Origin of the sequence: Flavobacterium frigoritolerans (assembly GCF_025847275.1) — a bacterium.
GTDB classification, from domain to species: Bacteria; Bacteroidota; Bacteroidia; order Flavobacteriales; family Flavobacteriaceae; genus Flavobacterium; species Flavobacterium frigoritolerans.
The window spans coordinates 72,265-95,512 of sequence record NZ_JAOZEV010000009.1; the positions used below are offsets into that span (position 1 = coordinate 72,265).

Annotated in this window: 23 protein-coding genes; 10 read left to right on the forward strand and 13 right to left on the reverse strand. The window is 33.4% G+C overall.

What is annotated here, in order from left to right; all coding sequences use genetic code 11:
• Nucleotides 1-231 precede the first annotated feature (231 nt).
• Nucleotides 232-1,698: a DUF1254 domain-containing protein gene (locus OIU80_RS12490; protein ID WP_264287339.1), complete on the forward strand. Its 1,467-nt coding sequence runs from the start codon at nt 232-234 to the stop codon at nt 1,696-1,698.
• A gap of 135 nt (nt 1,699-1,833) precedes the next feature.
• Here the strand turns inward: OIU80_RS12490 and OIU80_RS12495 are convergent, their stop codons facing one another.
• Together OIU80_RS12495 and OIU80_RS12500 are read right to left on the reverse strand one after the other, a co-directional pair.
• Nucleotides 1,834-2,283 carry a GNAT family N-acetyltransferase gene (locus OIU80_RS12495; RefSeq protein ID WP_264287340.1) on the reverse strand — a complete coding sequence of 150 codons (450 nt, stop codon included), beginning with the start codon at nt 2,281-2,283 and terminating at the stop codon, nt 1,834-1,836.
• Nucleotides 2,284-2,389: 106 nt separating this feature from the next.
• The gene (locus OIU80_RS12500) at nt 2,390-2,620 is read right to left on the reverse strand and encodes a DUF4287 domain-containing protein (protein ID WP_264287341.1); all 231 of its coding nucleotides are present in this window, start codon (nt 2,618-2,620) and stop codon (nt 2,390-2,392) included.
• Between the two features lie 195 nt (nt 2,621-2,815).
• Between OIU80_RS12500 and OIU80_RS12505 the strand changes: the two genes are divergently transcribed.
• From OIU80_RS12505 to OIU80_RS12515, 3 genes are all read left to right on the forward strand, one after another.
• Nucleotides 2,816-3,388 (forward strand): Crp/Fnr family transcriptional regulator, encoded by a 573-nt coding sequence (locus OIU80_RS12505; protein WP_264287342.1) that lies wholly within the window; start codon nt 2,816-2,818, stop codon nt 3,386-3,388.
• A gap of 60 nt (nt 3,389-3,448) precedes the next feature.
• Nucleotides 3,449-4,237 carry an SDR family NAD(P)-dependent oxidoreductase gene (locus OIU80_RS12510; protein WP_264287343.1) on the forward strand — a complete coding sequence of 263 codons (789 nt, stop codon included), beginning with the start codon at nt 3,449-3,451 and terminating at the stop codon, nt 4,235-4,237.
• 128 nt (nt 4,238-4,365) lie between these two features.
• On the forward strand, nt 4,366-6,624 hold the full coding sequence (locus OIU80_RS12515) for an acyl-CoA dehydrogenase family protein (protein WP_264287344.1): 2,259 nt from the start codon (nt 4,366-4,368) through the stop codon (nt 6,622-6,624).
• A 166-nt stretch (nt 6,625-6,790) separates the two neighbouring features.
• Here the strand turns inward: OIU80_RS12515 and OIU80_RS12520 are convergent, their stop codons facing one another.
• From OIU80_RS12520 to OIU80_RS12530, 3 genes are all read right to left on the reverse strand, one after another.
• The gene (locus OIU80_RS12520) at nt 6,791-7,276 is read right to left on the reverse strand and encodes an acyl-CoA thioesterase (RefSeq protein ID WP_264287345.1); all 486 of its coding nucleotides are present in this window, start codon (nt 7,274-7,276) and stop codon (nt 6,791-6,793) included.
• A 52-nt stretch (nt 7,277-7,328) separates the two neighbouring features.
• Entirely contained in the window at nt 7,329-7,910 is a 582-nt protein-coding gene (locus tag OIU80_RS12525; RefSeq protein ID WP_264287346.1) for a TetR/AcrR family transcriptional regulator, read from the reverse strand.
• 123 nt (nt 7,911-8,033) lie between these two features.
• A complete protein-coding gene (locus OIU80_RS12530; RefSeq protein WP_264287347.1) occupies nt 8,034-9,455 on the reverse strand; it encodes an aminotransferase-like domain-containing protein in 1,422 nt (473 codons plus the stop codon).
• Nucleotides 9,456-9,561: 106 nt separating this feature from the next.
• Here OIU80_RS12530 and OIU80_RS12535 point away from each other — a divergent pair, with 106 nt between their 5' ends.
• Nucleotides 9,562-10,476 carry an EamA family transporter gene (locus OIU80_RS12535; RefSeq protein WP_264287348.1) on the forward strand — a complete coding sequence of 305 codons (915 nt, stop codon included), beginning with the start codon at nt 9,562-9,564 and terminating at the stop codon, nt 10,474-10,476.
• A gap of 1 nt (nt 10,477) precedes the next feature.
• Here the strand turns inward: OIU80_RS12535 and OIU80_RS12540 are convergent, their stop codons facing one another.
• From OIU80_RS12540 to OIU80_RS12570, 7 genes are all read right to left on the reverse strand, one after another.
• Nucleotides 10,478-10,933, reverse strand: coding sequence for a DoxX family membrane protein (locus OIU80_RS12540; protein ID WP_264287349.1), 456 nt, complete (start codon nt 10,931-10,933; stop codon nt 10,478-10,480).
• A 5-nt stretch (nt 10,934-10,938) separates the two neighbouring features.
• Nucleotides 10,939-12,219: an acetyl-CoA C-acetyltransferase gene (locus OIU80_RS12545; RefSeq protein WP_264287350.1), complete on the reverse strand. Its 1,281-nt coding sequence runs from the start codon at nt 12,217-12,219 to the stop codon at nt 10,939-10,941.
• A 639-nt stretch (nt 12,220-12,858) separates the two neighbouring features.
• Nucleotides 12,859-13,596 (reverse strand): DsbA family oxidoreductase, encoded by a 738-nt coding sequence (locus OIU80_RS12550; RefSeq protein WP_264287351.1) that lies wholly within the window; start codon nt 13,594-13,596, stop codon nt 12,859-12,861.
• Nucleotides 13,597-13,799: 203 nt separating this feature from the next.
• A complete protein-coding gene (locus OIU80_RS12555) occupies nt 13,800-14,906 on the reverse strand; it encodes an NADH:flavin oxidoreductase (RefSeq protein ID WP_264287352.1) in 1,107 nt (368 codons plus the stop codon).
• 12 nt (nt 14,907-14,918) lie between these two features.
• Nucleotides 14,919-15,218 carry an ArsR/SmtB family transcription factor gene (locus OIU80_RS12560; RefSeq protein ID WP_264287353.1) on the reverse strand — a complete coding sequence of 100 codons (300 nt, stop codon included), beginning with the start codon at nt 15,216-15,218 and terminating at the stop codon, nt 14,919-14,921.
• 490 nt (nt 15,219-15,708) lie between these two features.
• On the reverse strand, nt 15,709-16,422 hold the full coding sequence (locus tag OIU80_RS12565; RefSeq protein ID WP_264287354.1) for an AAA family ATPase: 714 nt from the start codon (nt 16,420-16,422) through the stop codon (nt 15,709-15,711).
• 29 nt (nt 16,423-16,451) lie between these two features.
• The gene (locus OIU80_RS12570; RefSeq protein ID WP_264287355.1) at nt 16,452-17,183 is read right to left on the reverse strand and encodes a YggS family pyridoxal phosphate-dependent enzyme; all 732 of its coding nucleotides are present in this window, start codon (nt 17,181-17,183) and stop codon (nt 16,452-16,454) included.
• 247 nt (nt 17,184-17,430) lie between these two features.
• On the opposite strand from OIU80_RS12570, the gene OIU80_RS12575 reads away from it, so the two are divergent.
• The 5 genes from OIU80_RS12575 to OIU80_RS12595 all read left to right on the forward strand — a co-directional run bounded on the left by OIU80_RS12575 (nt 17,431) and on the right by OIU80_RS12595 (nt 21,645).
• Nucleotides 17,431-18,027 (forward strand): TetR/AcrR family transcriptional regulator, encoded by a 597-nt coding sequence (locus OIU80_RS12575; RefSeq protein ID WP_264287356.1) that lies wholly within the window; start codon nt 17,431-17,433, stop codon nt 18,025-18,027.
• 9 nt (nt 18,028-18,036) lie between these two features.
• The gene (locus OIU80_RS12580; RefSeq protein ID WP_264287357.1) at nt 18,037-18,264 is read left to right on the forward strand and encodes a hypothetical protein; all 228 of its coding nucleotides are present in this window, start codon (nt 18,037-18,039) and stop codon (nt 18,262-18,264) included.
• 20 nt (nt 18,265-18,284) lie between these two features.
• Nucleotides 18,285-19,544: an MFS transporter gene (locus OIU80_RS12585; RefSeq protein WP_264287358.1), complete on the forward strand. Its 1,260-nt coding sequence runs from the start codon at nt 18,285-18,287 to the stop codon at nt 19,542-19,544.
• Nucleotides 19,545-19,698: 154 nt separating this feature from the next.
• A complete protein-coding gene (locus OIU80_RS12590) occupies nt 19,699-20,466 on the forward strand; it encodes a helix-turn-helix domain-containing protein (RefSeq protein WP_264287359.1) in 768 nt (255 codons plus the stop codon).
• 30 nt (nt 20,467-20,496) lie between these two features.
• Nucleotides 20,497-21,645 carry an FAD-dependent oxidoreductase gene (locus OIU80_RS12595; RefSeq protein WP_264287360.1) on the forward strand — a complete coding sequence of 383 codons (1,149 nt, stop codon included), beginning with the start codon at nt 20,497-20,499 and terminating at the stop codon, nt 21,643-21,645.
• 77 nt (nt 21,646-21,722) lie between these two features.
• Here OIU80_RS12595 and nadB read toward each other — a convergent pair whose 3' ends face one another.
• On the reverse strand, nt 21,723-23,246 hold the full coding sequence (nadB, locus tag OIU80_RS12600) for an L-aspartate oxidase (RefSeq protein WP_264287361.1): 1,524 nt from the start codon (nt 23,244-23,246) through the stop codon (nt 21,723-21,725).
• Between the last annotated feature and the right edge of the window lie 2 nt (nt 23,247-23,248).

Sequence of the window (23,248 nt, forward strand, 5' to 3'; positions counted from 1 at the left end):
TTTGTGGTAATCGGGATTTTTTTGCTTAAATTTACTATGTTAGTTTTGTTTTTTTTAATAGAAACAAACTTCATGTGTTTAGATAGATTAAAGTTATAAAATAGGATTAATTATAAGGTGTAAGAGCTTAATTGTAGAGAGAAACACATAATATAAAAGAGTCTAATTAATTGTTCTTAAAATATTTATTAATCGTAAAGTATTGTTGCTTTACATTTAAATTCAAAAAACATGAAGAACTTTATTCTAGTAATTTTTATAATTTGCTTATTCACAGGTTGCAAAAAAGATCAAAAAAAAGTAACTAGTGAAAAAAAGGCAACTATTGTAGACAATGATAGTACGATTATAAAAACAGCCGAAATGGCTTATTTGTATGGTTTGCCATTAGTATTAATGGATATTACCCGCAGACAATCAACCAATGTAGAAGAAGTGGGGAGTATGGCAGCACCTATGAACCAGTTTATTCATAAATCTACGTTTCCTGATGCAACTCTTAAAAATGGTACACAACTTAATGCCGATACTTATTATTCATCGGCTTGGCTAGATTTAAGCAAAGAACCTATGGTACTTTCAGTTCCCGATACTTATGGAAGATATTATCAGCTTTCTATGCAAGATGCTTATACTAATATTTTTTCCTCATTAAATAAAAGAACCACAGGAACAGGAGCAGCAAATTTTTTAATTACAGGACCTAAATCCAGTGAGCCAGTTCCAATAGGAATGCAGGAAATTAAATCTCCTACCAATATGGTACGGATTATTAACAGGATTCAAATGAATAGTTATGTTGATGGGCTAAAAGTGTATAAGCTGCAACGACAATATAAATTAATTCCATTGAGTAGTTGGGCTACTGATTATATTGCTCCAAAGGGTAAAATTGATTCATCGGTTCCGAAAGGCTCACCAAATGAAATTGTTTCGAAAATACCTATCGGTGAGTTTTTTAATTATGTAAGTCAGTTAATGGCTAATAACCCGCCAAGCGATAAAGATGCTGAAGCAATAAAATTGTTTGCTAGAATTGGAATTAAACCCGGAAGCAAATTTAGCTTAAGTACTTTTAATAGTTCAGTACAATCAACAGTAAGAGCACTTCCTGATAAAATGTTAGGAGCACTTAATAAAGAGATAGCTACGCCTCCAAAACTAGAGAACGGATGGACACCAATAGATTTAAAACTAGGAGCATTTGGAACCGATTATAAGCATAGAGCAATGATTTCATACGGAGGATTAGAAGTTAATCTTCCTCAAGACATGATTAGTTCATCTTGTATTGTCGATGAAGGAGGTGACAAACTAAATGGTTCAAATAAATATACGATTCATTTTAATCAAGAAGAAATTCCATTAGCAAATGCCTTCTGGTCATTAACAGCCTATGATTCAAAGGGAGGATTTGTAACCAATCCTATGAACCGTTTTTCGATAGGTAATCGTGATTCATTAATTAGAAATGCCGATGGTTCGATAGATATTTATTTTCAAAGATCATACCCAGGGAAAATTAGAGAAAACAATTGGTTACCAGTATCATCTGGAGATTTTAATATAGTATTACGAGTATATTCTCCAAAAGAACAAATGTTAAAAGGAAAATGGTTAATACCTTCAATTAAAAAAACAGTTCCAATTGCTCCAGTAACAGAAGCAGTACCAGTGACAGTAGCAACGTCAGAATAATTTTAGTATAAATTCTTTTAAAAACAAAAGAGACACTAAATTCAAAATAAATGAATCTTAGTGTCTCAGTGTTTTAATATCTTAAAGTGTTTTGTAAGTTTTGCAAAGAAAAATTTAGCTTTGAGCAACAGTAACCTACAAGCTTATTTGATAAATTCTAGATTCTTCTCCCCAAGGATGATGTCCTTGTCCGATATAATTAAAACCGTATTTCTCATAAAAACCAACATGATCAGTACATAAGTGCAAGTTATTAAATCCTGCTTTTTTTGAATCTTGTTTTGCTTTTTCAATTAATAATGATCCATACGAATTTCCTTGGTGTTTTTCATCTATAAAAATGGCACAAACCCAAGGATATAAGTCCATTCGGCTAATAAAATCATTTGTGATAAGACCCGCACAGCCAATAATAGTATTATCCTTTTCTAATAAATACCACTGTGGTAATGAATCTTTAGCATTAATACTATGCGTAATACAATCTTCATAAATAACTGGAGGTACTTCTGACCAGCTATCTTGAAAATAGTGTATTGCTTTATCTTTATATTCAGGGTTTTCTCTTACCGAAATTATTCTCATTTTATTTTAAATTTATTATGCTAAAGGTTTAGTTGTTTTATGCTCAGAAAACAAAGTTTTACGATGTTTTTTAGCTTTGAACCTGAACCTTTGCATCTTTGAACCTTCATTTACTATTCTCATCTTTAATCCCTTTGAGCAGAGCATAAATTGCCATTGCATGCCCATGACCTAAATCAAAATCTTCTTTAAGCCAGTTTGTAATATCGCCAGCTTTTATTTCGGGTTTAAGTTTTCCGCTTAATGTAAATCCTTTCTGCTCTGCCAAAGTTCTAAATTCGGCAGGACCATTGCCTGTTTTTTCTTTAATTGTTTTTAAGTATCCTTGAAATGACATAAAATGATGGTTTATTGGTTATTATTAAATTTTATTTCAGAAAACAACTATAAAAATAAAGATTTTTATATTCTTAGTTTATTTAAAATAATAATTTCTCGTTTTAAAAATTATTATGTCGTTATGAATGAATTACCTTTTAACTCAGAAAGAGTTTGTAGTTTTACAGTAATTTACTAAAACAATAAACTGATAATGTATACTAAACTACTTGAGCTTGTCGCAGGGATTATTACAATTGATAATTCAGATACGATTTTGGTCGAAAGTTTTTTTGAACCAGTAAGTTGTAGTAAAGGAGAAATCTTAGAAAAGGAAAATAAGGTAGCTCAATATTTATATTTTATTAATTTGGGTTTTATCAGGGCTTTTTACAATCAGAATGGGGATCAGATAACTACACATATTAATTGTCCGTCTGGGTTTATTACTTCTTTTAATAGCTTTGCAACAGGTATTCCTGCGGTAGATAACATTGAGTGTCTGACTGACTGCGAAGTACTGCGAATTACCAAAAAGGATTTTGATACGTTATGCCATAAAAGCCAAAAGTGGGCTGATTTTGCCAGAATTATTTATGAAAAATCTTTAATTTATAACGAGCAGCGTACAAATGATATCATCACGTTATCTGCTGAGAAACGGTATCTCAAAATCCTAAAAGATAATCCTGCGCTGATACAAAATGTTCCGCTTCAATATATAGCGTCGTTTATAGGAATCAAACCTGAAAGTTTAAGCCGAATTCGTAAACAAATAATTTCCTAACATACATCAAGTAGATTGCTTTGGTTATTACTGAATTTTGTATCAGAAATAATTAAAGAAATGAAAACGATAAAAAACAAAACTGCATTTATTACCGGAGCATCATCTGGTATTGGCGAAGCATTTGCTTATGAATTAGCAAAACAAGGAGCAAATCTAATATTAACTGCTCGATCTGAAGACAAACTACAAGTAATAGCCAGAAAAATTACTAAAGAGTATAATGTAAAAGTAACCGTATTTACAGGAGATCTTTTGGATAAAGAAACTCCACAAAAATTATACAATCAGATTAAACAAGCCAAATTATCAGTTGATTTGTTGGTAAACAATGCAGGATTTGGCAAATGGGTAAATTTTCTAGACGAGAGTATAGAAGATTATGAAGACATGATTGAAATTAATGTTAATGCATTAGTCAAATTATGTCATCTGGTATTACCTGATATGTTGAAAAAAGGAGATTGTGGAATACTAAATGTAGCCTCAACAGGAGCATTACAGCCATGCCCATATGTTGCAGCATATTGTGCAAGTAAATCATTCGTATTAAATTTTTCAGAAGCATTGTACGGAGAATATTCTAAGCATGGCATTACTATTACGGCATTATGCCCAGGTAATACTACCACAGGCTTTCAATTGGTTGCAAAAGCAAATACTAAAGGGATGGCTGCAGACACTCCAGAGACAGTTGCTAAACAAGGAATTTCGGCACTCTTAAAAAATAAAAGCTTTAAAATTGTTGGTACTGCAAATTATTTACAATCGTTTTTACCAAGATTGTTACCTAGAAAAACAATGATTACTATAGTTAGCAAAATGATGAATAGCAAAGTAAATAGCTAAAGAATTAAAGAAACACAATTCTTTTGTTTATCTCGAATAGCATTTCATAAAAAACAATTGTGAGATTCTTAACGCACTTTAGTTAGTAAAATTCATTAATTTAACAAAAGTTAAAAATTAAGCTTACTATGGAAAATTCAAGACTCAAATCCTTTATACCTCTTTTTTATCTTGTTTGGTCAGATGACCTTTTAACACAAAAAGAGTTTGTAACCTTACAAGAATTTATTCGTTCGCAAAACTGGCTTTCTAAACAAGAACAAGAAGAGTTGCTTTCGAAAATAGATATTTCTATACCTCCTTCAAGAGAACAACTTACAAAATGGAAGGAAGACATTGAGAAAAGTATTAAGGACAAACAGTCTGTTAAATCTATATTTGATATTGTTGTTGCCCTTTCGGGTGATGATAAGAGTCTAAAGGAATTAGAACCAGTTTTTACAAAACTAGAAAATGATCTTGGTGTTTTTGGGGAAGAAGCTATTGGGGCTTTTAAAAAAAGAGCAACGTCATTTACTTCAAATTATAAAACGGAGAGCAGTTTTGACGCCACAAAACTAACGGAGATTCTTGATGGAGAGCAAGCTTCAATCATAAAAAAAGTAAAATCAGTTATAAGTAAACCTGAATTTGCCTATGAAACGACAACAGATATTAATGTATATCGCGAAAAAGTATATGAATGGTGTAAAATCCTTGCTAAAGAAAACCTTGGTAATATGGCATATCCAAAGGAATATGGTGGAGGAGAAAACATAGCCGATTATTTTGCTATTATGGAAACGCTAAGTTACCATGATTTAAGTTTAGTAATAAAATTTGGTGTACAATTCGGACTTTGGGGGATGAGTGTACAATCGTTGGGAACAGAAAAGCATTATAGTAAATATCTGAGAGACATTGGTTCACTTAAGTTGTCTGGTTGTTTCGCTATGACAGAAACGCATCATGGCTCGAATGTTAAGGGACTTGAAACTACTGCAACTTACAATCACAATCACAAGACATTTACTATTCATACACCAAATGTAAATGCGCAAAAGGAATATATTGGTAATGCAGCAGTTCATGGGCAGATGGCAACTGTTTTTGCCAAATTGATAATCAATGATGTTGATTACGGTGTAAACGCATTTATCGTGCCTTTAAGGGATACAAATGGCACTACCATAAAAGGAGTTACTATTGGAGATTGTGGACATAAAATGGGGTTAAACGGAGTGGATAATGGTACAATTAGTTTTGATAATGTGGTTATCCCTAAGGAGAATATGTTAGACAGGTTTGCTTCGGTGAACGAAAAAGGAGAATTCGAAAGTCCGATACCGAGTGATAACCGACGTTTTTTCACCATGCTTGGAACATTGGTTGGAGGTCGAATAGGAATTCCACGCTCCGCATTGGCAGCAGCCAAATCAGGATTGGCAATTACAATTAGATACAGCGATCAACGCAGACAATTTGGACCTGAAGGAGGTTCAGAAGTTCCTATTTTAAACTATCGTATGCATCAGCGCAGATTGATTCCTCAATTAGCAAAAACTTATGCAGTACATTTTGCTTTGCAATATCTTACCAATCGTTTCCTGAATAAGAAAGAATCAGAAATGCAGGAAATTGAAGCGCTTGCTGCCGGAATGAAATCCTACTCAACATGGAGTACGAGAGATATTTTACAAGAATGCCGTGAAGCATGTGGAGGTAAAGGATATTTGTCTGAAAATAGGATCGATGCTTTAAAAAATGATACCGAAATTTATACCACTTTTGAAGGGGATAATACCGTGTTAATGCAATTGGTAGCTAAAAATCGTTTATCTGAATTTAGAAAATCATTTGGTGAAATGGGAGCAATGGGAATTATTAATTATGTTTATGAAAATGCTAAAACTGTGCTTTCTGAGAAAAACCCAATTGCAACACGTAAAACAGATGATGCACATTTGCTTGATAACGAATTTCATTTATTGGCATTTCAGCACCGGGAAAAAACAACATTGGCATCTGCAGCTAAGCGTATAAAAAAACTTATCGATAGTGGATTAGAGCCTTACGATGCTTTTAATGTGGTACAACACCAAATGATTGATGTGGCTCAAGCGTATTTAGAACGAATTGTTTTAGAGCAGTTTCAAATTGCTGTAGAGTCTGTTAAAGATAAAAACGTTAAAGATATCCTAGCAAAATTATGTCATTTGTATGCTCTTGCTCAAATAGAGAAGAATAAAGGCTGGTATCTAGAAGATGGATATATGGAAGCTGTAAAAACAAAGGCTATTCGTAAAATGGTCAATCAGCTTTGCTGGGATATCAGACCAGATGCAGTCTCATTAGTCAATGCATTTGATATTCCCGAAAGTTGTTTAGCAGCACCAATATTAAGGTAATCGTTAATTGTAAGCTTTTGTAGCTGTGTATAAAGGCTATAGATTAAACAAATTTTTTAGACACATTTGTCCTTCGTTTGAAGGGCAAATGTGTTTTATATCTTATTTGACTCAAAAGTTCAGAACCTTTGTTAGTTCTAGTCTTAATTATAGTAATTTGAAAGTCTTAAGCTGTTTCTTTTAGCTTTTTGATGATTTCCATATAACGATTCTCAAAAATAGTTTGCTCAACAGGAACGACTACAGCTTGAAATAATTGCATTAAATCATCGGCATGATTTGCCACTTTTTTTGTCTGAAAACTATAATGAATAAACTTAATCCATAGTACAGCTTTTAGTTCAGTTTCATCTTCATTCCACATTTTCATCTCTACCAATAGGACATTATCTGTATATTGAATTAATTGAGAATCTATCAGAACTGTTTCCATTGTAAATGCAGGTCTCATGTAGCTTATTTGATTTGACGCAACAACCCAGCTCAGCGCCGATGTTTTCATAAGTTTGAATATATCCAAACCATAATGTTCTGCAATTTGATCTTCACGAGTATTAATGAAGTATTCCAAATATTTTGCATTGTTTAAATGATTGAATGGGTCACAATCCTGAAATCTGATTTTTCTTTTTGTCTTTAGTACTTTTTCCATTTTTTGTTAAATTACACCGCATACCAATTGGTATTTAGTGAGTTAAATTTTTTTACTTTTTTATAGTTTCTATTATCATGTTATCAATGCAGTCCATAGCATTGGTTATGTAGGTTTCATCATTGTGGGTGAAAGCCAAAAGGGAACTTCCTTCTATTAGTGATAAAATTATCTGAGCATATTTATTTACATCAATCTCTGATTTTATTTCATTAAACTCAATCCCTTTTTTTAGAATATCAATCAGTCCATTAATGAATTTTTGAGAAAGTTTCTCAGCTGCTTCAAACAATAATGGATTAACAAATTTTGTGTCAACACCAACTCTAAGCATTGGACAACCGCCTCTGTCTTTAACCAGATTATAATAACTGCGTTGGTAATTAGTTATTGTGTGGAGTTTGTTTATACTGCCTTCTTTGGTAGCAATTAGTTTAAAGAGCGGTATTATGGCTATGCTTATATTGAGTTGAAAAGCCTTTAAAGCTAAATCTTCTTTATTAGAAAAATTACAATAAATTGCCCCTTTGGTAAGTCCAGTCGCATTTGTAATATCTGATAAACTCGTACCTATATAGCCCTGTTTATTAAAAATTGGGGCAACTTTATCTAATATAAACTCAGAAGTATTCATAGCTCTATTCGATTTTTGAATAAATTATAGAGCAAATATAATAAACAAATACCAATCGGTATGTGGGAGGAAGCTGTTTTATTTTAAATAGAAATTTCTATGTGTTAAATCTCATTTTTGGAATCACATTTTACCAACCAACTTGCCTAATGTTTGTATGGATTGTCTTAATTCATTGCTCCATGGCAATCCAAAACTTAAGCGCATGCAATTAGAAAATTGATCTTGAAATGAAAATATACGACCCGGAGCTATGCTAATATTGTGTTCCATAGCCAGATGATAAAAAACGGCTGTATCAATTTTTTTATCCAATTCCAGCCAAAGAAAAAATCCTCCTTGAGGTTGACTCACTTTGGTTCCTGCAGGAAAAGATTCCAGTATTGTATTGATATAATTAATACTGTTATGATGCAAAATTTGGCGAATTTTACGTAGGTGATTTTCGTACCTGCCATTTTTGAGAAAATCAGCAACTACTTCATGCGTTATAGTGGTAGAAGACACGGTGTGATAAAGCTTGGTGCGTAAGATTTCTTTTTTAAACTTTCCAGGCGAAACCCAACCTACACGATAACCAGGAGCTAGCGATTTTGATACAGAGTTGCAACAAAGCACGATGCCGCTTTCGTCATAGGTTTTACAATTAGTTGGTCTGCTTGTTCCAAAATACATATCACCATAAATATCATCCTCAATAAGTGGCACGTTATAATGTTCCATTAACCGAACCACTTCTTTTTTATGCTCCACAGGCATCATGCTTCCCGATGGGTTACTAAAGTTACTCATTAATAAACAAAGAGTGATTTTTTTGGTTGCAAGTGCTTTTTTAAGTGCATCAAGCTCTATTCCTGTGGTCATGTTGGTAGGCAATTCCATTATATATAGCCCCAAAGATTTTGCCAATTGTAAAATTCCAAAATATACAGGACTTTCTGTGATAATTGTGTCACCAGGTTTGGTCAATGTCATTAAACAATGCGATATAGCTCCTATGCAACCAGATGTTGTAATTACATCGTCTTCGGTTAATGTACCTCCCCAAGTAAAGGACCATCTGGCAATTTCTTTTCTGAGGTTTAGATTTCCTTGTAGTTCATCGTAGCAAGTACCACTATTAGGGGACTGTCTTATAGCTTGTATCATTCCTTTGTTCAATTTGGTAATAGGAAGGAGCTCATTAGATGGAAAACCCAACGAAAGCATAGTCACATTTTTATCCATCATGCTACCATAAACAAGATCGATTAGGTCTTCCCGTTCAATATTGGCACTGCTTATTCTAGGGCTGCTTGGCGAAGGTTCAGCTATCGTTCGTGATGAAATATTACTTACATAATAACCAGATTGTGGTCTGGACTCTATAAGTGAGCGACTTTCTATCTCATAATAAGCTTTACTTACTGTACTCATACTGTATCCAGTTTCCGCACATATTTCTCGTATTGAAGGAAGTTTATCCCCAACATTAAAAAGACCTGATTTTATTTGTTTTTCAATTCGATCAGCAAATTGTAGATATAGATAGTTGGATTTTTTCATTTTAAAAATGATAACTGTTATGCTGCAATTTAATAAAACTGTATCTGTATTGCTATTTTATTTTCTAGAAATTTGCAGTATTACAAAAGGTAAATAAAAACTCTCCATGAAGAACACAAAATATTACTTGGCAGCCATTACTGCATATACAATTTGGGGTTTTTTTAGTTTGGTATTAAAACCGATACATTCCTATGCATCGTTGGATATTTTGTTTTATCGTGTTTTTAGTTGTAGTATATTATTACTGCTAATAACTTTTCTTTTTAAAAGAAAAAGATTTAAAGAAGCTGTTGCTACTTTTAAAGCATTGCCTCTAGAGAAAAAGCGTAAAACTATTTTATTGAATATTGGAGGAAGTATCTTTTTGACTGCCAATTGGTTTACATTTATCTATGTGATGAATCATGTGAGTGTTAAAGCTACATCGCTTGCTTATTTGGTTTGTCCAATCCTAACTACATTATTGGCCTATTTTATTTTGCATGAAAAACTATCGAAAACACAATGGGTATCGGTAGGATTGAGCATTACAGGCTGCTTACTTTTATCGTATGCTAATATTATGGATATGTTTTTTAGTATCATTATTGGTTTAACTTATGCGAGTTATTTAGTTAGCCAAAGAGTTAATGTTGGTTTTGATAAATTTATAGTGCTTACTTTTCATATAACTTTATCGGCGTTATTTTTATTGCCGTTTTTCCCTGCTTACAGCGGACCTGTTCCTACTGAATTTAAGTTTTATTTGTGTATTGAAATCATTGCTCTTGGCTTTACCATTTTTCCATTGTTATTGAATTTATTTGCTCTTACAGGGCTTAATTCATCTACAGTTGGAATGTTACTGAATATTAATCCAATGATTGCTTTTGGGTTAGCAACTTTTGTATATCATGAACAAAGTGGACCCTTGCAGATTTTATCATACGGTATTATTTTTATCTCAGTACTTGTTTTTAATTCGCATCATCTTTTTAAAAACAAGCAGAAGGCAATTCCAATGACGAAATGCAGTTGATTTATAAAACGATTAATTTCATTTTAGATAGTAATTTGTCGATACTCCAATTATAAAATGGAATTGATGCCAATAGTAAGGAAGCTGCACTTGCAGTAAATACAGAATAATTAAATGGCGCTCTGTATCCTGCAAAAATAAGCATGCTTAAAGCAAATGATAATGTTAATAGAAAGCTTCCATAAGCAGCTAATTTAGTCCTAAAACCAATAATTAATAATACACCAAATAGTACTTCTGCCAGTGTTGCAATTATTCCCATAACATTGGCAATATCATGGTTTAGGTAAGGCATTAAGGAGTTCGTATAATCAACAAAATTAGTCCAATTTCCCCATCCAACGTTAGGTTCTCCCGGAGCTCCAAGCATTCCTAAGCGATCCATTACAGGTAATATAAAACCAATTCCTAAAGCCAATCTTAAGAATATTTGTGCAAACTGTTGTGTATTTTTCATTTGTTTTATTTTTCTATAATCATTGTAATTCCTTGTCCACCAGCAGCACAAATCGATATAAAACCTCTTCCAGAACCTTTCTCATTAAGTAGTTTTGCCATTACACCAATTATTCTTCCGCCAGTAGCTGCAAAAGGATGTGCTGCTGCTAGGCTGCTTCCTTTTACATTGAGTTTATTTTTGTCGATTGCACCAAGACTTTTCTTTAATCCCAATTCTTTACTTAGTTCAGGACTTTCCCATATTTTTAGTGTTGCCAAAACTTGTGCTGCAAACGCTTCGTGAATTTCATAATAGTCAAAATCTTGTAGAGTCAGCCCTGCTTTATCAAGCATTCTGCTTGCGGCAAATAAGGGAGCCAATAAAAGATTTTGTTGTTTTTTGACATATTCGATGGCTGCAACTTCTGCAAAAGTAATGTAGGCAAGAATAGGAAGTCCGTGTTCTTTTGCCCATTCTTCGCTAGCCAAAAGGATGCAAGACGCACCATCAGTAAGAGGAGTAGAGTTACCCGCTGTGAGTGTTCCATTTGTTTTATCAAAAGCAGGAGGGAGCTTAGCTAGTTTTTCGAGAGTACTATCTCTTCTTAAATTATTGTCTTTGTCAAGACCTTGAAAAGGAGTAATCATATCATCAAAAAAACCTTCATCATAAGCCTTTGCCATATTCAAATGACTTTTCAGTGCTAGATTGTCTTGGTCTTCTCTCAGTATTTTATAATATTTGGCTGTGATTTCGGTATGTCCACCCATAGAAAGTCCCGTTTGAGATTCTTCATTTCTAGGAACCAAAGGCGTAAAATCTTTTGGGCGTAGTTTAAAAAACTGTTTTATTTTTCCTCCCAATGATTTTTCTTTACGAGCATCAAGCAATACTTTTCTTAAATTCTCGCTTACTGCCATTGGTATATCGCTTATAGAATCAACGCCTCCTGCAATTCCAGACTCGATTTGTCCTAGAGCTATTTTATTAGCAATATATATCGCGCTTTCTATTCCTGTGTCACAAGCCTGCTGTAAGTCGCAAGCAGGAGTAGCGGGGTTTAATGAAGTTTTCATGACACATTCTCTTATAAGGTTGCTATCGTAAGTATGTTTTATCACAGCTCCTCCTGCAACTTCTCCCAGCAGCTTGCCTTGTAGTTTGTGTTTCTCTATAAGTCCGTTGAGGGCAGCAACCATCATGTCTTGATTTCCCACTTTTGCGTAAGCAGTATTTGCTCTTGCAAAAGGAATCCTGTTATATCCCACAATGGCAACCTTTCTTATTTTATCACTATTATTCATATCCAGAATTTTATTTGATGAAAACCTTAAAGTTAAAGTTTTACTTTAGAATAATAAATTTAATGATTTAGATTTAAATGTATTGCCTTATCTGTAGAAAAATAAGTAACCATTAAGAGATTAAGAAAAATAAAGCTTTATTTTGAACGTTTTGCAGTAGCGATATCTATTGTTTGTCTTGTGATTGTTGTATGTATCACCCCGCTGGGGTTTCTATCGTAGGTAAAATTAAATTTCTATAAATATGACGTCCCGCTAGGACTTTGACAAAGAGTAGCAACAATCCTGTGAAATTTTAATAAATAGATTTGTGAAGATTATATGGAGTAAACAATCTATAATTTGTTTTTGTAATTCAAAGCTCCAGTGGAGCGGAATGTTTATAGCAAATATATACGTTTTCCAATTGAAGCTCCTTCGGAGCGATATCTATTGTTTGTCTTGTGATTGTTGTAGGTATCACCTCGATGAGGTTTCTTTTGTAGGCAAAATTAAATTTCTATAAATATGATGTCCAGCTGGGAATTCTTAATCGTTAATTCAAAAAAGGAGTTTTCACCAATTAGTATAAAATAACAAGTCTTCAGCTTTAATTTAAAAACTGAAGACTTATAATATGATTTTTGGATTAAATTAATTTTACATACAATTCCCATCTGGAGTACAGGATTGACCATCGATTATGTCCAATTTTGTAACTGGATTATCTTTTCTCCATTCTCCAAATGATTTTTCTAATGTTTGTAAAAATGTATCTGGAGATTGTGCTCCATTTATGGCATATTTACGATTAAAAATGAAAAATGGAACTCCATTTATACCAAGGTCTTGAGCTTCTTGAACATCACTTTTTACCTTATCAGCATATTGGTTATCAGTCAGAGATTCTTTTACATCTTCGGCTGTTAAGCCAATATCTTTTCCTAATTCTTCTAAAACTTGTGCGTCTCCAAAGTTTTTTCCTTCAGTGAAATAAGCAAAAAACAAACGTTCTTCAGCTTGATCTCCAAGCCCTTTTGTTTTTGCTAATTGTATCATTCGGTGAGCATTGAATGAATTAGCGATAACGGCATTATCAAAATTATAGTCTAATCCTGCATTTTTTGCAGTTTGAACAACTCCTTGATGCATTCTTACTGAATCTTCGTAACTGATACCTTTTCTGTTAGCAAGATATTGGTAAACATTTTCTTTTTGGTCGAATTGTTCTGGAATGTTTGGATCAAGTTGAAAACTTTTCCAAATAATTTCTATGTCTTTATTGTCAGTAAATTTAGTAAGTGCAGTTTCATAATTTCGTTTTCCAATGTAGCAAAACGGACACATGATGTCACTCCAAACTTCTACTTTCATTTTAGGTGTTCCTATTATTTCCATGGTGTTTTATTTTAATATTTTGTGCTAAGTTTAACCGCAAAGTTCGCAAAGTTTTAGTTTGAAGCTAAATTAAATTATTAATATCTGTTTTTTGGTGACTTAGAGCTTCGGTCGCCAGAGCCTTTTAAAAAAAATGAAAGCTGATTACTTAAATGGGTGAAAGTAATCAGCTTTCGTAAGAAACGTGTACAGGTTTCTGTAATTTATTCAATAACTAATTGGGCTAACGCTTCTTTGGTAAAACCTTTTAGTTCCTCGGTTTTTCCATGTTTTATTTTAGCAACCCATTTTGGATCTGAAAGTAGTGGTCTTCCAACTGCTACAAGATCAAAATCACCTCTATCCATACGTCTAGTCAATTCGTCTAGAGATGTTGGTTGTGAACTCTCGCCTGCAAATGCACCAAAGAAATCACTTGAAAGCCCAACTGAACCTACTGTAATTGTTGGTTTTCCTGTAATTTTTTTCGCCCACCCAGCAAAGTTTAGATCGCTACCTTCAAATTCTGGTTCCCAGAAACGACGTTGCGAACAATGTAAAATATCTACACCTGCATCTACTAGAGGAGCAAGCCAAGCTTCCATTTCTAGAGCATTTTTTGCTAATTTATAGGTATAATCTGCGGGTTTAAATTGCGAAAGTTTGATGATTATTGCAAAATCTTCTCCTACTTGTTTTCTTACTTCTTTAATAACTTCTACAGCAAAACGAGTACGTTCGGCAAGTGTTTTACCTCCGTAAGCATCGGTTCTGTGATTTGTTGCATCCCAGAAAAATTGATCTATAAGATAATCGTGTGCTCCGTGTATTTCGACACAGTCAAAACCTAATCTTTTGGCATCAGCAGCAGCTTGTCCATAAGCTAGAATAGTATCTTCGATATCTTTTGTCGTCATGGTATTACCATTATTAAAACCTGGTCGATTTAATCCCGATGGTCCTTCAAAAGGTACAGGAGGTACCCATCCTGAATGGTGATTATCCATGATACCCATATGCCAAATTTGAGGTCCCATTTTTCCGCCAACAGTATGAACATCATCAATTACTTTTTTCCATCCTGCAAGTGCTTCATCACCGTGAAAGTGAGGCACATTAGCATCATTTGATGATGAAGGTCTGTTTATTACAGTTCCTTCTGATAAAATTAAACCTACTTCGCCTTCGGCTCTTTTTTGGTAATATTTTGCTACTTCGTCTGTAGGAATTCCGTTAGGAGAAAATGAGCGCGTCATAGGCGCCATTACAATTCTATTTTTAAGATCTAGCGTCTTTAATTTAAAAGGCGTAAATAAACTATCTGTACTCATATTAATTCTTTTTTATAAATTCGATTCAATTATTTTACTTAGTTCTACAAATGCTTTTTCATTGCGTCTGTAATAGGTCCATTGCCCAACACGAGTTGATTCTATGAATCCAGCACGTTGAAGAATAGACAAATATTCTGAAACAGTCGATTGTGTAAGCCCAGATTTGGCTTGTATTTCTCCCACACATACACCATGTTCAAAGCCACAAGCTTGTTGCTTCGGAAAGTTAATTTCTGGTTCTTTTAGCCATTCCAACATAAGTAGTCGGGACTTGTTTGATAATGCTTTGAATATTTCGATATGTTCCATAGTGCAAATATATCGACTTTTTCCGATATGTCAATATTGAAAGATGCATTTAGCAAAATTTTAAGATAGTAGGGCTAGAGTAAACTGTTTAATAGTCAGTTGTATAATGAGGTATTTGTGGCTTTTATGGTAGTTTTTGAAAGGAATTTAAAGTCAAAATTCTTTCGAAATTTTACAGTTTTTAATAGAGCAGATACAATTTTGCCTTTTTGATGTTTGGAAGCTCAAATGATGTTGAACAGACAATGCGAATCAAACCCAAAATACGGATTGTACACATAAATGAAATGTTATTGACATTGCCCACGGTTTCAACCGTTGGAGCGCAATGCATTTTCACTATCCGTACCACACGGTTGAAATCGTGGGCTATGATTAGAATAGGAAAAATAAGAGAGGAGAGTTTTTATTGAAAAGAAATAAACACAAATTTGCACCAATCCATTAAAGTGAATTCGTGCAATTATGTTAAATTATACCGCTAATATGGTTAGAATAATTTCTGAAGTTCTAATTCTTCTATGATTTGTTTTTTCATTGTAGTATTGATATAGTCTTTGGTTTCGGCATAAGAGATTTTATACTTACGCGGAATTTCTTGTAGATGTAGTGGGAATGAAGCTAGTAATTTATCGTAATAGATATCTAATTCTTTCTCGTTGGGCATTTCAAATTTCAATCGTATTTGAAACCTTCTCAATAATGCTGTGTCTATGATATTATAGTGATTTGTTGCACATATTAACAGACTATCATCTGGAAAATAATCAATTAACTGAATGATTGTGTTTACCAGTCTTCGCATTTCACCCACGTCCTTATCATCACTTTCACGACTTTTTCCTATTTGGTCAAATTCATCCAAGAATAAAACGGCTCTTTCTCGAATTGCCTTATCGAATATAGCTTTTATGTTTCTGGAAGTTTCTCCAATTCGGGCATTAATTAATGTGCTTAGATTTATTATTACGATATTTTTATTCAAGGCTGTTGCTATAGCTTTGGCTGTGGTTGTTTTTCCGCAACCTGAATGCCCGTATAAAAATATCTTATTATCTACTTTAAGGTTGTATTTTTTTAGTTCATCAAGATATTGATGCTCCTTAATCGTTTGTGTTAAAGCGGCTTTGTTTTCTTCGCTGAAAAGCAAATCATTCAAAGCTACTTTTTCGGTATCGTTTACGGTAAGTTCGTATAGATTCATCTGATTTTTATTTGATGCAAAATTATGGTTTATTCTGCAATATTCTCATTCCAGATTTCTTTTCCTAAAAATCGGTTTCCAAAAATCGATGTGCCTATTCTCACCATATTTGAACCTTCGGCTATCGCTAGTTCAAGATCTTGTGACATTCCCATGGAAAGTAGTAATTTGTGCTGATCTTCTATTCCTTCGGCATAAATTTCATCTCTTATTTCTCGTAATAATCTAAGTGAAGGTTGCATTTTTTCTTTTTGTACATCTAGTAATCCAATTGTCATCAAGCCTTTAATTTTTAGCGTATCGTATTTTTTTATTTCTTTAATAAATGCAGTGACTTCATTGGGTAAAAGCCCAAATTTACTTTCTTCATAGGAAGTGTTTACTTGTACAAATACATCTATATTTTTGCCCTGTTTTTGTAATTGTCTGTCTAATTCCTGAGCTAAACTAATTCTGTCTAAAGATTGGATACAGGTAGCATATTTCAGGACATCTTTTATTTTATTGGTTTGCAGATGCCCTATAAAATGACGTTCGATATTTAATGATTTTAATACCAAATCTTTATCTCGTAATTCCTGCATTTTATTTTCGCCAATTAAAGTTTCACCAGCTTCTATGGCTATACGTATATTTTCGGCTGGAACTGTTTTAGTAGCCAATAATAATTGTACATCCGATTGGTTTCTGCCTGATTGTTTACAAGCATTTTGAATGCGGTCATGAACCTGTTTTAAATTGGAAATTATCATATCTTTCATAAGTGCAAAGGTAAGTAGTTGTGGATCATGTTAGTAATCCAGTTTTGAGTTTTGCGTATGGTCCAGATTTTTTTGAAGGTTCTGAGTGACTTAGGTGCTAAGTCGTTAAGAAACTGAGTTTTTTTTGATCTACAGCTTATAAAACTTTGTGTCCTTTGCGGCTAATTCTGCTTCTAGATTAAAAAAAATAATTAATAAAAGAGCGTTCATTCATTTAATGTTTTATATTTGCTAAAAATTTCCAAACATGAGAGTAAGAGATATAGATAAAGAGAAGTTAGTTGTTATAAATGCGATTGAGTTAATTGTTCAGGATGGCTTTCAGGGCTTTAGTATGAATAAGTTAGCAAAAGCTTGTAATATTTCTGTAGCGACTCTCTATATTTATTATAAAGACAAGGATGATTTGATTAAAAAAATTGGGGCAGAAATTGCGATAGAATTCTTTACATCCACCATAGAGAATTTTTCGCCAGATATGCCATTTGAGAAAGGTTTATGGATACAATGGCAAAATCGAGCTGCATTTACATTTAAGTATCCAAAGAAGGTTGCATTCTTTGAAGTAATTAAGCAATCCCCACATGCTGAGGATATATTAAACTCTACAACCAAATTCTCTGATTTTAGGATAATCATGAAACAATTTATTGAAAATTCATTGCATAATAAGGAACTAGTGCCAATGCAATTTGAAGTTTTTTGGAGCATTGCATACGGACCTTTATATACGTTACTTAATTTTCATAATGAAGGAAAAAGCATGGGAGGAAAGCCATTTAAGCTTACTCAAGACATGATGAAAGAAGCCTTTGAGGCTGCTATAAAAGCGTTAAAACCATAAAATAATACTATGGAAACAGATTTAGATAAAATCTATATTTTTAAAACTAACATAGAACAACTATGTACCGATTGTGAGGTGACTAAAACACTAAACAATCACGCAGATATTCTGCAATGGAGTGTTGATACCGATGATGTTGATTATGTGCTGCGCATTGTTTCGGAATCCCTTACTGCTAAAACAATAATCAATATTATAAATGATCTTGGGCATGAATGTCAAGAATTAAATTAATAAAAAATACAATCATCCAAATGGAAAAAACAAAATTAGAAATCCCTCCATTTTCTTCTTATCAAAAATACATTATTGTCTTATTGGCATTTTTACAATTTACCGTAATTCTCGATTTTATGGTTCTTTCTCCACTTGGGGATATCCTAATGAAAAATCTAGATATGACTACCGCAAATTTTGGATTTACCGTTTCAGCTTATGCATTTAGTGCAGGTATTTCTGGATTGCTTGCTGCTGGTTTCGCAGATAAGTTTGATCGAAAAAAACTGCTTATTTTCTTTTACACAGGATTTATTATCGGTACAGTTTGTTGTGCTTTGGCTACTAATTATGCATTGTTACTTTCTGCCAGAATTGTAACAGGTCTTTTTGGAGGTGTAATTGGATCAGTTTCTTTGGCAATCGTAACCGATTTATTTGTAATTCATCAGCGTGGTCGTGTGATGGGATTTATCCAAATGGCATTTGCTTCAAGTCAAATTTTAGGGATTCCACTAGGGCTTTATTTTGCAAACCATTGGGGCTGGCATTCGTCTTTTTTAATGATTGCAGGATTAGGAGTTCTTATACTTGTTACAATTGTAATCATGATGAAACCAGTTACAGAACACCTTAAATTACAGTCGGATAAGAATCCTTTTTTACATTTATGGCATACTTTAAGTAATAAAAACTATCAGGTTGGTTTTGCGGCAATTGCATTCTTATCTATAGGTGGTTTTATGTTACAGCCGTTTGGTAGTTCTTTCTTAGTAAATAATATTAAAATCAGCCAATTAGATTTGCCAATGGTCTTTTTCTATACTGGACTTTCGGTTCTTTTTATAATGCCTATTATTGGAAAATTAAGTGACAAGGTTAGTAAGTTTTGGTTGTTTACTGCAGGGTCAATTCTCTCTATAATCATGATATTAATTTATACTAATCTTGGAGCTGTTCCGCTATGGCAAATTGTTGGACTTACTATGATTATGTTTATGGGGATTATGAGTCGTATGGTTCCTGCAACAACTCTTAATACTGGAATTCCTGAGATGAAAGATCGTGGTGCTTATATGTCGATTACTTCTTCGATGCAACAAATTGCAGGTGGTATTGCCGCTGTTTGTGCTGGATTTATCGTGCACCAGGAAAGCAAAACAGCTCCATTAGAAAATTATGATATTCTGGGATATGTAATCTCGGTGGTAACTCTTTGTTCTGTATTTTTTGTTTGGAGAGTTAATAAACTGGTTAAATCAAAAGAGAAGGCTGCGGCTGTGAAGGCTCAAATTTAAATCTGTAGTAAAAAAATTAACCATTAAGGCATTAAGTTTCATTAAGGATAAAACTTCATTTTCTTAATCTCTTAATGGTAAAAAAAATTAAAGAGAAAACTTAAATTTTCTTATTGTCTTAATGGTATAAAAAACATTTAATCTTTTCAATTTTTTGAATAAAAACAATCAAGAAATACATGATATAGACTATCGGGAAATGAAACCTAGTTTTCCTTTGTCTAATTATGTCGAAAGTTTTTGGATGCTTTCGAACGTTTCTGATCAGGAAAAACAAATAGTGATTCTGCCAGATGGGAGGATTGATCTTATATTTTCTTTTGAAGACAGAGATGATATTACACTTTTAGGCGTTGATTCCGAACCTTCTCGGGCGGTGCTTGCGGCAAAGACTTCCATGTTTGCGGTTAGTTTTAAATTACTGGCTATCGAATATCTTTTTAAAGATAAATTCCCAGTTTTGATAGATACGGCCTATAATTTACCTTCAGATTATTTTGGGATTACAATTCGGGATTTTGAAAATTTTGAAGGATTTTACAATCTGCTTTTTTCTAAGTTTCTGAGTATGCTGAATCATAATATTGACGAACGAAAGCTAACATTGTTTGATTTAATATATAACTCTAATGGTGAAATCACGATTGCTGAAATTGCCGAAACTGTTCATTGGAACAGCCGACAAATCAATCGTTATTTTAGCCAAAGATTTGGTATTTCATTAAAGGCGTATTGTACCATTCTTCGGTTTCGAGCTTCCTTTGAGCAAATAAAAGAGGGAAAACTTTTTCCTGAACAAAACTTTACAGATCAGGCTCATTTTATAAAAAACATCAAGAAATTCTCTGGTGTAACTCCTAAGGAACTGAGCAAGAATATAAACGACCGATTTATACAATTATCGACACTCAAGAAGAAATAATTTTGTCTTATAAAATTAAAGGATTGAGTTATGTTGATTAAAAATAAAAAAATAGCAATTGTAGGAGGAGGACCAGGTGGTTTAACTCTAGCAAGGCTTTTGCAACTTAAAGACGCAGAAGTAAAAGTATATGAGAGAGATTTTAATTCAGATGTAAGAGTTCAAGGTGCTACTTTAGACCTTCATGAAGAATCAGGGTTAGAAGCACTTCGCAGAGCAGGATTGATAGATGCTTTTTATGCTAATCATCGCCCTGAAGCGGGTAAATTACGTATTCTTGATAAAAATCTGAATGTTGTAATGGATACGCATTCTGTCGATGAATACGAAGAGAATCGCCCAGAAATAGATCGTGGTCCATTACGGAATATACTCCTAGATTCTTTAGAACCAGAATTGGTAGTTTGGGATAGTCAGTTCTTTTCGATGGCTCCAAAAAATGAGGGATGGGAATTAACATTCAAAAATGGCACAACTGCCTATGCAGATATTGTAATCGCTGCTGATGGGGCCAATTCTAAAATAAGATCGCACATAAATTCCATAAAACCAATATATTCGGGTGTTACCATCGTAGAAGGAAATATTTATAATTCTGAAAAGAATACTCCAAAGTTATTTGAGCTTGTAAGTGGCGGAAAGGTATTTGCTTTTGGTGACGAAAAAACATTGATTCTGAGTATGAAGGGAGATGGAACACTTTCTTTTTATACGGGTTGTAAAGTCGATGAATTTTGGGTTCGAGATAGCGGTATTGATTTCTCTAATAAAGAACAGGTTTTCAAATGGTTTAAAAATGAATTTGGTTCTTGGGATTCTGCTTGGCAGGAATTATTTGAGAATGATGAAGTATCATTTATTCCTCGTCCACAATATCATTTTCCGCTAGATCAACAATGGGGTGCTTTGTCTAACCTCACGATGTTAGGTGATGCTGCACATCGTATGCCACCTTATGCAGGTGAAGGAGTAAACATGGCAATGCAAGATGCTTTTGAATTAGCAGAAGCACTATCGAGTAATAACTTCTCGAGTGTTCAGGAAGCGATCGCAGGCTATGAAAGGCAAATGTGTAAAAGAGCTTCGGAGATTACAAAAATCACTTTAGATTCTACTGAAATGATGCATTCGGATGATTCTATTACAAAATTGATTACTATGTTTAAGGATGTTGATTAAATACTGAATTAATCTGCATATAGTATAAAGAAGAAAGCCTCTTGTGATTTTTCACAAGAGGCTTTTCTTATCGTAGTTTAATAACTTGGGCTTTTTTCAAAAAATTGCTGCATATTACTTTCAACAACAATTTTGGCTACAGTAAGCATATTTGTAAATTCTACTAACTGTGTTGTAATCTTTTGTTTTTCGAATAATAATGAGACTGTTTTCATTTTCATGGACTCCATTTTATCCAGTATTTTTCGAAAATCGACTTCTTTATTAGCGTATAATACTGTCATTAATGCTTGTAGTTCTTTCTTTAATTCTACAAAATTGTCAGAATACAGATTTATCAAAGGTTCGCTAAAATCTGCCATAATTTTTTTTGATGAAAAAGATACGTCATCGATGCTATTTTCGATATGGTTTGAAGCTTGGTGCGCAAAAACTAAAGCCTCTAATAATGAATTTGAAGCTAATCTATTTTTTCCATGCAATCCTGTTCGGGAGCATTCGCCTATGGCGTAGAGGTTCTTTATATTTGTTTCCGAGTTTTTATTGACATTTATACCTCCACATTGGTAATGGGCTACTGGAACAATAGGAATTAAATCTGTTTTAGGATTCAATCCAATTGTTTGGCAATAATTTGTGATAAAGGGGAAATGGGTATAGAATTCTTCAAAATCCAAATGGCGGCAATCTAAATAAACATGCTGCTTTCCTGAGGTTTCCATCTCCTCACTAATAGCTTGCGAAACAATATCTCTAGTTGCTAATTCGCCACGAGTATCGTGTTTGAATATAAAACGCTTTTTATCTTCATTTATGATATGCGCCCCAAAACCTCTCACTGCTTCTGAAACCAAAAAGAATGGATTTTTATCACCTTCGTATAGTGCTGTAGGATGAAATTGTATGTATTGTATATCTTTTATTAAGGCTCCTGCTCTTGATGCTATTGCGATTCCATCTCCTGTTGCAATTTCTGGATTTGTAGTATTCTTAAATAGCTGTCCGCATCCTCCTGTGCTCAATACGATAGTTTTAGCTTGTATATATTTTATTTGACTATTGACTTTGTCACAATAAAAAGCTCCTGTACAAGATGGATTTCCTTTGTTCTTTTTGGTATTAATATCGATAACTAAATGATTTTCAAATAGTGTAATGTTTGATAGTTGGTTTATGGTTTCTATAAGTTTTTTTCCAATTTCTTCTCCCGATATATCTTTATGATGTAAGATTCGATGTTGCGAATGACCGCCTTCTAACCCCAAATTCCATGTTCCTGATTTATCTTTGTCAAAAGAAACACCAATATCGATAAGCTCTTTTAATCGCTCTGGTGCTTGATTGATTACCATTCTAACAATTTCTTCATCACAAAATCCTCCACCAGATTGTATGGTATCTTGAATGTGCTGTTCAAAACTATCCTCAATATGATCGGTAACAACTGCAATACCTCCTTGTGCCATTTGTGTATTGGAGTTTTGAACTTTTTCTTTGGTCATTATTGCAATAAATAAATCGGGACGTTTTTTAGCCATTTTTATGGCAAAAAATAAACCTGCTATTCCTGAACCAATTATTAGTATATCTGCTTTCTTCATTT

Excerpts from the sequence above, each read along its gene's own strand:
- OIU80_RS12490 (WP_264287339.1), top strand. The coding sequence starts at position 232 with ATGAAGAACTTTATTCTAGTAATTTTTATAATTTGCTTATTCACAGGT.
- OIU80_RS12495 (WP_264287340.1), bottom strand. The coding sequence starts at position 2,283 with ATGAGAATAATTTCGGTAAGAGAAAACCCTGAATATAAAGATAAAGCA.
- OIU80_RS12500 (WP_264287341.1), bottom strand. The coding sequence starts at position 2,620 with ATGTCATTTCAAGGATACTTAAAAACAATTAAAGAAAAAACAGGCAAT.
- OIU80_RS12505 (WP_264287342.1), top strand. The coding sequence starts at position 2,816 with ATGTATACTAAACTACTTGAGCTTGTCGCAGGGATTATTACAATTGAT.
- OIU80_RS12510 (WP_264287343.1), top strand. The coding sequence starts at position 3,449 with ATGAAAACGATAAAAAACAAAACTGCATTTATTACCGGAGCATCATCT.
- OIU80_RS12515 (WP_264287344.1), top strand. The coding sequence starts at position 4,366 with ATGGAAAATTCAAGACTCAAATCCTTTATACCTCTTTTTTATCTTGTT.
- OIU80_RS12520 (WP_264287345.1), bottom strand. The coding sequence starts at position 7,276 with ATGGAAAAAGTACTAAAGACAAAAAGAAAAATCAGATTTCAGGATTGT.
- OIU80_RS12525 (WP_264287346.1), bottom strand. The coding sequence starts at position 7,910 with ATGAATACTTCTGAGTTTATATTAGATAAAGTTGCCCCAATTTTTAAT.
- OIU80_RS12530 (WP_264287347.1), bottom strand. The coding sequence starts at position 9,455 with ATGAAAAAATCCAACTATCTATATCTACAATTTGCTGATCGAATTGAA.
- OIU80_RS12535 (WP_264287348.1), top strand. The coding sequence starts at position 9,562 with ATGAAGAACACAAAATATTACTTGGCAGCCATTACTGCATATACAATT.
- OIU80_RS12540 (WP_264287349.1), bottom strand. The coding sequence starts at position 10,933 with ATGAAAAATACACAACAGTTTGCACAAATATTCTTAAGATTGGCTTTA.
- OIU80_RS12545 (WP_264287350.1), bottom strand. The coding sequence starts at position 12,219 with ATGAATAATAGTGATAAAATAAGAAAGGTTGCCATTGTGGGATATAAC.
- OIU80_RS12550 (WP_264287351.1), bottom strand. The coding sequence starts at position 13,596 with ATGGAAATAATAGGAACACCTAAAATGAAAGTAGAAGTTTGGAGTGAC.
- OIU80_RS12555 (WP_264287352.1), bottom strand. The coding sequence starts at position 14,906 with ATGAGTACAGATAGTTTATTTACGCCTTTTAAATTAAAGACGCTAGAT.
- OIU80_RS12560 (WP_264287353.1), bottom strand. The coding sequence starts at position 15,218 with ATGGAACATATCGAAATATTCAAAGCATTATCAAACAAGTCCCGACTA.
- OIU80_RS12565 (WP_264287354.1), bottom strand. The coding sequence starts at position 16,422 with ATGAATCTATACGAACTTACCGTAAACGATACCGAAAAAGTAGCTTTG.
- OIU80_RS12570 (WP_264287355.1), bottom strand. The coding sequence starts at position 17,183 with ATGAAAGATATGATAATTTCCAATTTAAAACAGGTTCATGACCGCATT.
- OIU80_RS12575 (WP_264287356.1), top strand. The coding sequence starts at position 17,431 with ATGAGAGTAAGAGATATAGATAAAGAGAAGTTAGTTGTTATAAATGCG.
- OIU80_RS12580 (WP_264287357.1), top strand. The coding sequence starts at position 18,037 with ATGGAAACAGATTTAGATAAAATCTATATTTTTAAAACTAACATAGAA.
- OIU80_RS12585 (WP_264287358.1), top strand. The coding sequence starts at position 18,285 with ATGGAAAAAACAAAATTAGAAATCCCTCCATTTTCTTCTTATCAAAAA.
- OIU80_RS12595 (WP_264287360.1), top strand. The coding sequence starts at position 20,497 with ATGTTGATTAAAAATAAAAAAATAGCAATTGTAGGAGGAGGACCAGGT.
- nadB (WP_264287361.1), bottom strand. The coding sequence starts at position 23,246 with ATGAAGAAAGCAGATATACTAATAATTGGTTCAGGAATAGCAGGTTTA.